Origin of the sequence: Pseudomonas putida, from assembly GCF_001976065.1 — a bacterium.
Classification (GTDB): Bacteria; Pseudomonadota; Gammaproteobacteria; order Pseudomonadales; family Pseudomonadaceae; genus Aquipseudomonas; species Aquipseudomonas serbica.
The window spans coordinates 577,088-588,826 of sequence record NZ_MNAH01000004.1; the positions used below are offsets into that span (position 1 = coordinate 577,088).

The window sequence follows — 11,739 nt, forward strand, 5'->3', positions numbered from 1 at the left end:
AACTCAAGATTTCAATGCTTCGGCAAGTTTCGCGATTTTGCCGCGAATCGAGCCATCGATAACCAGGTCGCCGGCGCGGATTACGACACCACCTATCAGGGCGGCATCCTCCGCAACTTGCAGGCGCACTTCCCGGTTGAGTCGTGCACTGAGAACCTTGGCGAGTTTGTCTTGCTGTTCTTGGTTCAATGCAAAAGCACTGGTCACTTCAACGTCTACCGACTTCTCTTGCTCGGCCTTGTACAGGTCGAAAAGAGCGGAGATCTCCGGCAACAGCGGGAGACGGTCGTTTTCGGCAACGACATTGATGAAATTCTGTGCCTTGGCATCGAACTTGTCGCCGCACACGTCAATGAACGTGGCGGCCTTTTCTGCGCTCGTCAGTCGCGGGGCCTTGAGCACGCGCTGCATGGTGTCGTCTTCCGACACCGCTGCTGCCAGGCCGAGCATGGCTGACCAATTGGCCAGTTGCTGGTGGGCCTGAGCGTGCTCGAAGGCCGCCTTAGCGTAAGGTCGGGCCAACGTGGTCAGTTCTGCCATGATCGCCCTCGCTTAGATTTCAGCAGCCAGTTGGTTAACCAGCTCTGCGTGCGCGTTTTGATCGATTGTGGCACCCAGGATCTTCTCGGCGCCGCCGACTGCCAGCAAGCCCACTTGGGCACGCAGCGCGTCTTTGACACTGTTCAGTTCCTGTTCGATCTCGGCCTGAGCCTGAACCTTCACACGGTCAGCGTCGATACGGGCTTTTTCAACAGCCTCTTCAACAATCTGATTACCGCGTTTCTTGGCTTGCTCGATGATTTCAGCTGCCTGAGCTTTCGCTTCGCGCAGTTGCTGACCCGCTTTCTCTTGGGCCAACTCCAGGTCGCGAGCTGCTCGGCTGGCAGCGTCCAGACCATCAGCGATCTTCTTTTGACGTTCGTGCAGAGCTGCGATGACCGGAGGCCATACGAACTTCATGCAGAACAGTACAAAAATCAGGAACGCAACGGACTGGCCAATCAGGGTCGCATTAATGTTCACGCCAACACCTCGCAGTTACGTTGTCCATCACACCAAATTACCCGGAATATCCGAGTAATCAGCCAGCGATCTGACCAACGAACGGGTTCGCAAAGGTGAAGAACAGAGCGATACCAACACCGATCATGGTTACGGCGTCGAGCAGACCGGCAACGATGAACATTTTGACTTGCAGCATTGGAACCATTTCTGGCTGACGCGCTGCGCCTTCCAGGAACTTGCCGCCCAACAGGCCGAAACCAATTGCGGTACCCAGTGCGCCCAGGCCGATCAACAGTGCAACAGCGATAGCGGTTAGACCAACTACAGTTTCCATCTTTCCTCCCGACTTTTACGTCGTATGGTTTAGGTTTTTTTAATTTAAAGCGGTAAAACAAATCGTTTCAGACGCCCCGTTAGGAGCCCCCTCCCGTTTGACCGGGAGGGACATCAGACTAGTCGAGACTGGTCTTAATGGTTTTCTTCGTGCGCCATCGACAGGTAGACGATGGTCAGCATCATGAAGATGAACGCCTGCAGGGTGATGATCAGGATGTGGAACACCGCCCACGCCCACTGCAGCACGACGCCCAGGCCACTAAGCCAGAGCAGACCGCTGCCGAACATCACAGCAATCAGAATGAAGACCAGCTCGCCGGCGTACATGTTGCCGAACAGACGCAGAGCCAGGGAGATCGGCTTGGCGATCAGGGTCACGAATTCCAGCAGGAAGTTCACCGGGATCAGCAGGGCCTGAACGAAGATGTTCTTGCTGCCGAACGGGTGCAGGGTCAGCTCGCCGATGAAGCCGCCGAGGCCCTTGACCTTGATGCTGTAGAAAATGATCAGTGCGAAAACCGAGAACGCCATGCCCAGGGTCGCGTTCGGGTCGGTGGTCGACACGGCGCGGAACGGGATGTGCGCATCACCGGAGATCAGGATGGCCAGCTGAGGAATCCAGTCGACCGGTACCAGGTCGACGGCGTTCATCAGGAACACCCAGACGAAGATGGTCAGTGCCAACGGTGCAATCACCGGGCTACGGCCATGGAAGCTGTCTTTCACGCTGCCATCGACGAATTCGACCAATACTTCAACGAAGTTCTGCAAAGCACCTGGTTGACCCGAAGTCGCTTTCTTCGCCGCCATGCGGAAAAGAAGAACGAAGATCAGACCCAATGCGACCGACCAGCCGAGGGTATCGACGTGGAAAGCCCAGAAGCCCATTTCCTTGGCTTCTGCTGCGGTGTGGGCAAAGCCCCAGCCGCCGGTTGGGTGCTGACCGAAGGTCAGGTTCTGCAAGTGGTGCTGGATATAGCCCGAAGCGGTTGTTTCTGCCATGGTTGCCTCAAACGCCCTAAGGTCTCGAAAGTCTTGTTCTCATCAGCAGGGGAGCGAACCAGCTGACTGACTGAGTCAGCACGAAGACACCGAATACTGCAATCGGTGCCAATGGCTTCACACCTGCGAACACCAGTGCAAACAGCACTGCCGTCAAAATCAGTTTGCCTGCCTCGCCGGCATAAAAAGACCGGACGATGGACTGGGCTGCTCGGGCGCCGGAAAACCGAAATGCCCTGTGAGCGAAATAAACATTGGGCAGCAAGGCTATCAGGCCCCCGCAAAGTCCCGAGTACCCGGCAACGACTCCATGCCATTGCCAGAGCGCCAAAGCAGCAATCAGCAAAACGACAAATTGAGCCATTAACACCGGAAAAACTGCCAGGCGATGGAAGGGCAAGCGGTTTGGCGTGCGGGTTTCCATCACTATTGCTCTCCAATGGTCGGCTGCCAGAATTCAATAACTTGGCATAATTTGTGCCGACAAAATGCGCGCAGAGTATAGGGGCGGTTCTGCCCCTATTCAACTGTCAGGTAGTGATTTCCGACTGCGCGCTACATGAGGAATTGTTTCAGCGAATGTGTGCGAGCACACCCTGAAGTTCATCCAGGGAGTTGTAACCGATGACCAGTTGTCCTTTGCCCTTCTTTCCGTGGCGAATCTGCACCGCAGAGCCTAGGCGCTCGGCCAGGCGCTGTTCCAGGCGGGCAATATCCGGGTCTGGTTTTGGGGTTTCCACAGGCTCCGGTTTACCACTCAACCACTGTCGAACCAGTGCTTCAGTCTGGCGCACGGTCAGCCCGCGTGCGACAACATGTCGCGCCCCTTCAACCTGTTGATTTTCTGGCAAACCGAGCAATGCGCGAGCATGACCCATTTCCAGGTCGCCATGGGAAAGCATGGTCTTGATGACTTCCGGCAGCGAAATCAGGCGCAGCAGGTTGGCCACGGTGACCCGGGACTTGCCTACGGCTTCGGCGACCTGTTGCTGGGTCAGCTGGAATTCCGTCTGCAGCCGCTGCAAGGCCACCGCTTCTTCGATCGGATTGAGGTCTTCGCGCTGGATGTTCTCGATCAGCGCGATGGCAATCGCGGTTTCATCCGGGACATCGCGCACCATCGCCGGAATGGTTTCCTGGCCAGCTTGCTGGCTGGCGCGCCAGCGGCGTTCACCGGCGATGATTTCGTAGCGACCGCTACCGATCGGCCGCACCACGATCGGTTGCATCACGCCCTGAGCCTTGATCGATTGCGCGAGCTCTTCAAGCGCCTGGGGATCCATGTCGCGACGTGGCTGGTACTTGCCACGCTGCAGCAGATCCAGCGGCAGGTGTTGCAGCTCACGCGAATCGGCTTGCACCGCCTGTTCTTCCAGCGCGCTGACACTCGGACCACTCAGCAGTGCATCCAGTCCACGTCCGAGACCTCGTTTCTTGACGGCCATGGGGATTCCTTAAGTTGCCTGAGCAGCGGCGATGCGTGAGTTTTTGCGTTGACGACGGACCATCTCGCCCGCCAGGGCCAGATAGGCCACGGCGCCGCGCGAGGATTTGTCGTACGCCAGCGCCGGCATGCCATAGCTCGGCGCTTCGGCCAGGCGAATGTTGCGCGGAATGACCGTGTCGTACAGCTGATCGCCGAAGTGTTCCTTGAGCTGGGCCGAAACATCGTTCATCAGGCTCAGGCGCGGGTCATACATCGTCCGCAACAGGCCTTCGACCTTGAGGTTCGGATTGAGCAGCTCGGCGATGCGCTTGATGTTATCCACAAGGTCGCTCAAGCCTTCGAGTGCGAAGTACTCGCACTGCATGGGGATAATTACCCCGTCGGCGGCAACCAGTGCGTTCAAGGTCAGCATCGACAGCGACGGCGGGCAGTCGATCAGAATGTAGTCGTAGTTTTCACGGATCGGCGCCAGCGCACTGCGCAGGCGGCTTTCCTTCATCTGCATTTCCAGCAGAACCACTTCGGCCGCGGTCAGGTCCCGGTTGGCCGGCAACAGCTGGTAACCGCCGTGTTCGGAGAAATGCATGGCCTGGGCCAGGTCGCACTCCCCGATCAGCAGGTCGTAGACCGAGTTTTCCAGGCCGTGTTTGTCCACACCGCTACCCATGGTGGCGTTGCCCTGTGGATCGAGATCGATCAGCAATACCCGACGCTTGGTCGCGACCAGGGATGCTGCGAGGTTGATACAGGTGGTGGTCTTGCCCACACCACCCTTCTGGTTCGCTATTGCGAATACCTTAGCCATTCTTGCTTGTGTTCCCAATCATGCCGTGCGGCGCAGTATCAGCAGATGGCGTTGGCCTTGGCAACCAGGTACGGCCAGGGCGTGTTCGCTATCGAGGTGGAAGTCTGTCGGCAATGCTACCAGCTCATCGGCGGGATGAACGCCCTTCATTGCCAGCCAGCGCGTATCGGTGTCACCGAGGTGGCGTGTCCAGTTGCTGAAGTTTTCCATGCTGCTGAAGGCCCGGGAAATAATCCCGTTGAATGGCTGTGCAGGCTGGAACGCTTCGACGCGACTGTGGATAACTTGCAGGTTATCCAGTTTCAGCTCGAGTTTGACCTGTGTCAGGAAGCGAGTCTTCTTGCCGTTGCTGTCCAGGCAGGTCACCTGCGCCTCAGGAAACAATATGGCCAAGGGAATGCCCGGCATGCCGCCGCCACTGCCAACATCGAGCCAGCGACCGTTTTCGACGAACGACATCACGCTCAGGCTATCGAGCAAATGACGCGAGACCATTTCGTCGGGATCGCGCACCGCCGTGAGGTTGTAGGCCTTGTTCCATTTTATCAACAGGGCCAGATAACCCAGCAATTGCGCATGCTGGGTTTCGCTCAACGCCACACCGAGCTGGCGAGCACCTGTGGATAACTCTTCTGCGTGTTGCGGGGTGACCAACGAACTCAAGCGCTTTGCTCCAACTGACGGCCCGCGCCGCGTTTTTTCAAATGAATCATCAACAGGGAAATGGCTGCCGGTGTCACGCCCGGGATACGTGATGCCTGACCCAATGTCTCCGGACGGGTCGCGCCAAGCTTGCTCTGAATCTCTTTGGAGAGCCCGGAAATGTTCGTGTAATCGATATCCACAGGCAATTTGGTGTCTTCGCTGGCCCGCAGACGCGCGATTTCATCTTGTTGACGATCGATGTAACCGGCGTATTTGGTCTTGATTTCGACCTGTTCGGCCACCTGTGGATCTTCCGCGCCCCCACCGGTGACGGCGATCAGGCCAGCGTAGTCGATTTCCGGACGGCTCAGCAGATTGAGCAGGTTGTATTCGTGGGTCAGCGGCGTGCCGAATTTTTCCGCGATCGCATCGCCTTGCTCAGTGCCCGGGCGTACCCAGGTACTTTTCAGGCGCTGCTCTTCCAGCTCGATGCTTTCGCGTTTTTTGCAGAACGCTGCCCAGCGCGCGTCATCGACCAGACCCAATTCGCGACCTTTTTCGGTCAAGCGCAGGTCAGCGTTGTCTTCGCGCAGGATCAGGCGGTATTCGGCACGGGATGTGAACATCCGGTACGGCTCCTGGGTGCCCAGGGTAATCAGGTCGTCAACCAAAACGCCGATGTAGGCTTCGTCGCGACGCGGGCACCAGGCATCTTTGCCTTGGGCGCGCAGTGCAGCGTTGGTCCCGGCCAGCAAACCTTGGGCGCCGGCTTCTTCGTAACCGGTCGTGCCGTTGATTTGCCCGGCAAAGAACAAACCGCCGATCACTTTGGTTTCCAGGCTGTACTTCAGGTCACGCGGGTCGAAGTAGTCGTATTCGATAGCGTAGCCCGGTCGCACGATGTGGGCGTTTTCCATGCCGCGGATCGATTGCACGATTTGCAATTGCACATCGAACGGCAAGGAGGTGGAGATTCCATTCGGGTACAGCTCGTTTGTCGTCAAGCCTTCCGGCTCGATGAAGACCTGATGGCTTTGCTTGTCGGCAAAGCGATGGATCTTGTCTTCGATCGACGGGCAGTAACGCGGGCCGATGCCTTCGATTTCACCTGCCGCGGAATACATCGGCGAACGATCGAGGTTCGCGGCAATGATTTCGTGGGTGCGAGCGTTGGTATGGGTAATCCAGCAGCTGACCTGTTGTGGGTGCTGCTCTTTGGACCCCATGAACGACATCACTGGAATCGGCGTATCGCCTGCCTGCTCGGTCATCACCGAGAAATCCACGGACCGGGCGTCGATACGCGGCGGAGTTCCGGTTTTCAGGCGACCGACACGCAGCGGCAACTCACGCAGGCGTTGAGCCAGGGCGATCGACGGCGGATCACCGGCGCGCCCCCCGGAAAAATTCTGTAAACCGATGTGGATAAGTCCACCGAGGAACGTACCGGTGGTCAACACCACGGAATCGGCGAGGAAACGCAGACCCATTTGCGTGACAACACCGCGCACTTGCTCCTGCTCGACGATCAGGTCGTCTGCAGCCTGTTGAAATATCCACAGGTTGGGCTGGTTTTCCAGGATTTCGCGCACCGCTGCCTTGTACAGCACCCGATCCGCCTGAGCGCGGGTTGCACGCACGGCCGGACCCTTGCGGCTGTTCAACACGCGAAACTGGATGCCGCCTTTATCGGTAGCAATGGCCATCGCGCCACCGAGGGCATCGATTTCCTTGACCAGGTGGCTTTTGCCGATCCCGCCAATGGCAGGGTTGCAACTCATGGCACCGAGGGTTTCCACGTTATGCGTCAGCAACAGGGTCTTGACCCCCATACGTGCTGAGGCCAGTGCTGCCTCGGTACCGGCATGACCGCCGCCGATGACGATCACTTCAAAACGGGAAGGGAAATCCACCACGCACCTCGTGCCTGCTTAAGTAGGTAATTCAGGAATAGTTTGAGCTCAGGTTTTCGGACCTGGTCGACAAGTATAGGGACTTCGCCCTTCCTAAAGAACCCTTTGCACAAAATTTAACCAGCTGTGGAAAAGTGGCGGTTATAGAAATTAAAAAGAAAGAAATTTATTAAATCTTTGTTTTTATGTTTATTTCTACTGACCGACCTTTCTGTGGATAGATTGATACAGCCCTTTAAATCCAATATGTACAGAGATTCAAAACCCTGTGGTCATGTGCCAATGAGGGCCTTGGATAACCGGTTTAAGCCTGTGGATGAATGGGGTGCTTATCCACAGGGGCGGTTATCTTCAGTTTTGAGGCCCTGTTATCAACTGCCCTTAGCCGCGGTTATTCACAGGGCTTAATCCACAGAAAAGCATCGACTCAAGGAAATTCGGGCAGGGAAAAACCGCTCAAGCAGAAAAAATCAGCTCGGCACTGGGCGATTGTTTTGCAATAGGAGGGAGCAGACAGGCACGAGCGGCCTGTCTGCGGAGAGCGAAAGGACTATTTACCGATGCAGAAGCTGGAGAAAATTCGCCCCAACAGGTCATCGGAGCTGAATGCACCGGTGATTTCTCCTAGGGACTGCTGAGCCTGGCGCAAATCCTCGGCCAGCAATTCGCCGGCACCCGCCAGGGTCAGTTGCGCCCGGCCGTGCTCCAGGGACGCACTTGCATGACGCAATGCTTCCAAGTGGCGCCTGCGAGCACTGAAGCTGCTTTCAGAGGTCTGTTCATAGCCCATGCAAGCCTTGAGGTGGTCGCGTAGCAACTCAAGGCCAACCCCCGCAGACTTGGCGCTGAGGCTGATGGTGACGTGCCCGTCATCGCTGACTTCCAGGGCCATGGCTTCGCCTGTGAGGTCGGCCTTGTTACGGATCAACGTGACTTTCGCCGGGTCGGGGCGGGTTTCAAGGAACTCAGGCCATAGTGCAAAAGGATCGAGGGCTTCCGGTGCGGTTGCATCGACGACCAGCAATACCCGATCTGCTTCGCCGATGGCTTTTAACGCCCGCTCTACGCCAATTTTTTCCACATGGTCATCGGTATCGCGCAACCCGGCCGTATCTACCACATGCAGTGGCATGCCATCGATGTGGATATGTTCGCGCAGGACGTCCCGTGTAGTGCCGGCGATCTCGGTGACAATGGCCGCTTCGCGACCGGCCAGTGCATTGAGCAGGCTGGATTTGCCAGCATTCGGACGACCGGCGATAACCACGGTCATGCCGTCACGCAACAAGGCGCCCTGCCCGGCTTCTCGCATAACGGTGGATAACTCGTCGCGCACTTTATCGAGCATGCTCAATACGTGGCCATCGGCGAGGAAGTCGATTTCTTCTTCCGGAAAGTCGATTGCCGCTTCGACATAGATCCGCAGGCCGATCAGTTGCTCCGTCAGGTTATGCACACGAGCCGAAAATGCGCCTTGCAAGGATCGCAATGCATTGCGCGCTGCCTGTGCAGAACTGGCTTCGATCAGGTCGGCGATGGCTTCGGCCTGGGCCAGGTCGAGCTTGTCGTTCAGGAATGCACGTTCACTGAATTCCCCGGGGCGGGCGAGACGGCAGCCGAGTTCAAGGCAGCGCTGCAGCAACATATCCAGAACGACCGGGCCACCATGGCCTTGCAATTCCAATACATCTTCGCCGGTGAACGAGTTTGGACCTGGGAAATACAGCGCGATGCCCTGGTCGAGCACCTCGTCATTTTCACCCAGGAACGGACCATAGTGCGCGAACCGCGGCTTGAGTTCACGACCGCTGAAGGCCTTGGCCGCATCGCTGGCCAACGGCCCGGAAATACGCACGATGCCGACACCGCCACGACCCTGGGCGGTGGCGACGGCGGCAATGGTTTCACGAGGAGCGCTCATAAACCGGTATCCAGACAAAAGTGACAGATAGCAAAACGCCCCACTAGGGGGCGTTTTGAGTGGATATCCACAGTGTAAATCAGGCAGTTGCTTTGGCAGCCGCTTCGATCTTACGCGTGATGTACCACTGTTGGGCGATCGACAAAACGTTGTTCACAACCCAGTACAGCACCAGACCCGCCGGGAACCACAGGAAGAAGAAGGTGAAGATGATTGGCATCATTTTCATGACCTTCGCCTGCATCGGATCCGGAGGAGTCGGGTTCAACTGCTGCTGGATGAACATGGTGGCGCCCATGATGATCGGCAGAATGAAGAACGGATCCTTGATCGACAGGTCAGTAATCCACAGCATGAACGGCGCTTGGCGCATTTCCACGCTTTCCAGCAGAACCCAGTACAGCGAAAGGAAAACCGGCATCTGCACGAGGATTGGCAAGCAGCCACCCAGCGGATTGATCTTCTCTTTCTTGTAGAGCTCCATCATGGCTTGCGACATTTTCTGCCGGTCGTCGCCATGTTGTTCTTTCAGCGCGGCCAGTTTCGGTGCCACTGCACGCATGCGTGCCATGGATTTGTAGCTGGCAGCCGACAGTGGGAAGAAAATCCCCTTGATCAGCATGGTCAGGAAGATGATCGACCAGCCCCAGTTACCGACCAGCGCGTGGATGTGTTGCAGCAACCAGAAAATTGGCTGGGCAATGAACCACAAAATGCCGTAGTCGACGGTCAGTTCCAGACCTGGGGACAACTCTTTCAGGACAGCCTGGCTTTTCGGTCCGGCGTACAGAATGGCGCTGGTTTCAGCCTTGGCACCCGGAGCAACGGTCAGCGAAGGACCGGTATAGCCGATGATGTAGTTGCCTTTGCTGTCTTTACGGGTCTGGACGATGTTGTTTTCGCCCTTGACCGGAATCCACGCAGTCACGAAGTAGTGCTGCAACCAGGCAACCCAACCACCGGTGACGGTTTCTTTCAGCTGCGCCTTGTCCATGTCGCTCATCGACACTTTCTTGTACGGCTCGTTACTTGTCCACAGGGCGGCGCCCAGGTAAGTCGCGGTGCCGGTGGCAGTGCTGGAAGACGGATCGGAGCTGGCGTCACGCTTCAATTGCGCGAACATTGCACCGGACCAGGGCTGTGCGCTCTGGTTGTCGATCAGGTAGGAGACAGTTACGTCATACAGGCCGCGTTTCAGGGTGAAACGCTTGATGTAGTTGACACCGTCCTTGCTGAACTTCAGGTCCACGACCAATTGGTCCTGACCGTCAGCCAGTTGATAAACCTTCTTCTCCGCCGAATAAATCGGACGACCGGCAGGACTTGCATCCGGGCCGTTGCTGCCAATCAGGCCACTTTGAGCCAGATAAGTCCGTTCGTTGCCGTTATCGAACAGCTGGAATGGGATTTCCGGATGGTCCTGGCGACGTGGATACAGCGGCAATTTCAGTTGGGCAACATCACCACCTTGTGGATCGATGGCCAGATCGAGCACATCCGTTTTGATCTGGATGAGGTCGGTGCTCGCCGCTACCGGCGTTTCGGCAGGTGCGCTGGTATCGTTTGCGGCGTGTGGAATGTCGTCACTGACGGACGCTTTATTGCCAGTGGCCGTATCCGGGAGGCCCGGTGCGGTCGTACTGGAAGCAACATTCTGAGTCGGCAGGGCAGCCTGGCCATAGTCCTGGTTCCATTTAAGAACCATAACGTAGGACACGATTGCCAGGGCGACGATCAGGATCGTGCGTTTGATATCCATGATTACTCGGCCATCGAAGAAGAACGGGAGGTAGGGATAGGTGGAACCGGGTCATAACCACCGGGATTCCACGGATGACAGCGACCTAAACGACGAAAGGTCAGCCAGCCACCGCGCAGAAGGCCATGATTTTCAATGGCTTCTAACGCGTAGCAGGAACAACTGGGGTAGAAACGACAGTGACTGGCCATCAGGGGACTAATGGCATAGCGATAAAACTGGATCGGAACGAGTGCCAGTTTACGCATCGGGACTGTCTACCCCTACAGTTTCGGTTTTGACTACTGGTACCGGCGTGCTGCGTGCCAGACGCTTCCAGAGTTTGCCGAAATGCTGAATCAATTCGGGGTTTTCTACGTCACCCAAACCTTTGCGCGCGACGATAACGATGTCCCAGCCGGCCAGTGCATCCTGGTTCAGCCGAAACGATTCGCGCATCAGACGTTTGAGGCGATTGCGCTCGACGGAGAGCTTTACGCTCTTTTTCCCGATAACCAGCCCGAGTCGGGGGTGATCAAGATCGTTGTTGCGCGCAAGGAGCAGGAGATTTTTCCCCGGAACCTTGCCGGTAGGGGAGTCAAAGACTGCCTTGAAATGCCGGGGGGTAAGCAGACGCTTTTCCCGACTGAAGTCCTGACTCACCTCCAGTGCCGGATTATCAAACTGCCAGACGCGCACGACCTTTGGCGCGACGACGCGACAGGACGGCACGACCGTTCTTGGTAGCCATGCGAGCACGGAAACCGTGGGTACGAGCGCGTTTGATAGTGCTTGGTTGGAAAGTACGTTTCATTGTCGTGTTACCTGGTTCGTCCACAACGGGCCGGAATGGCCCCCGTTTTAAGAGACCGGGGATTCTAGAGAAAGCAAGCCTCTAGGTCAATTTCCAACCAACGTTTCCTTATA

Annotated in this window: 14 protein-coding genes; all 14 read right to left on the reverse strand. The window is 56.9% G+C overall.

All coding sequences use genetic code 11. The features are described from left to right. Window positions 1–3: 3 nt before the first annotated feature. Window positions 4–540, reverse strand: a complete 537-nt coding sequence (locus BKX96_RS17875) for a F0F1 ATP synthase subunit delta (protein ID WP_046818610.1) — start codon at window positions 538–540, stop codon at window positions 4–6. Between the two features lie 12 nt (window positions 541–552). After that, window positions 553–1,023, reverse strand: a complete 471-nt coding sequence (locus BKX96_RS17880; RefSeq protein ID WP_008064601.1) for a F0F1 ATP synthase subunit B — start codon at window positions 1,021–1,023, stop codon at window positions 553–555. A 58-nt stretch (window positions 1,024–1,081) separates the two neighbouring features. After that, window positions 1,082–1,339 carry a F0F1 ATP synthase subunit C gene (atpE, locus tag BKX96_RS17885; protein ID WP_003097235.1) on the reverse strand — a complete coding sequence of 86 codons (258 nt, stop codon included), beginning with the start codon at window positions 1,337–1,339 and terminating at the stop codon, window positions 1,082–1,084. 134 nt (window positions 1,340–1,473) lie between these two features. Continuing rightward, complete coding sequence (gene atpB / locus BKX96_RS17890) at window positions 1,474–2,343, reverse strand: F0F1 ATP synthase subunit A (RefSeq protein ID WP_015097443.1); 870 nt, start codon at window positions 2,341–2,343, stop codon at window positions 1,474–1,476. Window positions 2,344–2,359: 16 nt separating this feature from the next. Then, window positions 2,360–2,767, reverse strand: a complete 408-nt coding sequence (locus tag BKX96_RS17895) for a F0F1 ATP synthase subunit I (RefSeq protein ID WP_008064605.1) — start codon at window positions 2,765–2,767, stop codon at window positions 2,360–2,362. 148 nt (window positions 2,768–2,915) lie between these two features. Beyond that, window positions 2,916–3,788: a ParB/RepB/Spo0J family partition protein gene (locus tag BKX96_RS17900; RefSeq protein WP_046818611.1), complete on the reverse strand. Its 873-nt coding sequence runs from the start codon at window positions 3,786–3,788 to the stop codon at window positions 2,916–2,918. 9 nt (window positions 3,789–3,797) lie between these two features. Further along, window positions 3,798–4,595 (reverse strand): ParA family protein, encoded by a 798-nt coding sequence (locus BKX96_RS17905; RefSeq protein WP_008064610.1) that lies wholly within the window; start codon window positions 4,593–4,595, stop codon window positions 3,798–3,800. Between the two features lie 18 nt (window positions 4,596–4,613). Further along, a complete protein-coding gene (gene rsmG / locus BKX96_RS17910) occupies window positions 4,614–5,258 on the reverse strand; it encodes a 16S rRNA (guanine(527)-N(7))-methyltransferase RsmG (RefSeq protein WP_046818612.1) in 645 nt (214 codons plus the stop codon). Continuing rightward, window positions 5,255–7,153 carry a tRNA uridine-5-carboxymethylaminomethyl(34) synthesis enzyme MnmG gene (gene mnmG, locus BKX96_RS17915; RefSeq protein ID WP_046818613.1) on the reverse strand — a complete coding sequence of 633 codons (1,899 nt, stop codon included), beginning with the start codon at window positions 7,151–7,153 and terminating at the stop codon, window positions 5,255–5,257. The genes rsmG and mnmG overlap by 4 nt, the downstream gene beginning before the upstream one ends. Window positions 7,154–7,703: 550 nt before the next feature. Next, entirely contained in the window at window positions 7,704–9,074 is a 1,371-nt protein-coding gene (gene mnmE / locus BKX96_RS17925; protein ID WP_046818614.1) for a tRNA uridine-5-carboxymethylaminomethyl(34) synthesis GTPase MnmE, read from the reverse strand. A 79-nt stretch (window positions 9,075–9,153) separates the two neighbouring features. Then, a complete protein-coding gene (gene yidC / locus BKX96_RS17930; RefSeq protein WP_046818615.1) occupies window positions 9,154–10,833 on the reverse strand; it encodes a membrane protein insertase YidC in 1,680 nt (559 codons plus the stop codon). A gap of 2 nt (window positions 10,834–10,835) precedes the next feature. Continuing rightward, the gene (gene yidD, locus BKX96_RS17935; RefSeq protein ID WP_010207715.1) at window positions 10,836–11,081 is read right to left on the reverse strand and encodes a membrane protein insertion efficiency factor YidD; all 246 of its coding nucleotides are present in this window, start codon (window positions 11,079–11,081) and stop codon (window positions 10,836–10,838) included. Beyond that, window positions 11,074–11,475: a ribonuclease P protein component gene (gene rnpA, locus BKX96_RS17940; RefSeq protein WP_201343619.1), complete on the reverse strand. Its 402-nt coding sequence runs from the start codon at window positions 11,473–11,475 to the stop codon at window positions 11,074–11,076. The genes yidD and rnpA overlap by 8 nt, the downstream gene beginning before the upstream one ends. 16 nt (window positions 11,476–11,491) lie before the next feature. Continuing rightward, complete coding sequence (rpmH, locus tag BKX96_RS17945; RefSeq protein WP_003213577.1) at window positions 11,492–11,626, reverse strand: 50S ribosomal protein L34; 135 nt, start codon at window positions 11,624–11,626, stop codon at window positions 11,492–11,494. Window positions 11,627–11,739: the final 113 nt, after the last annotated feature.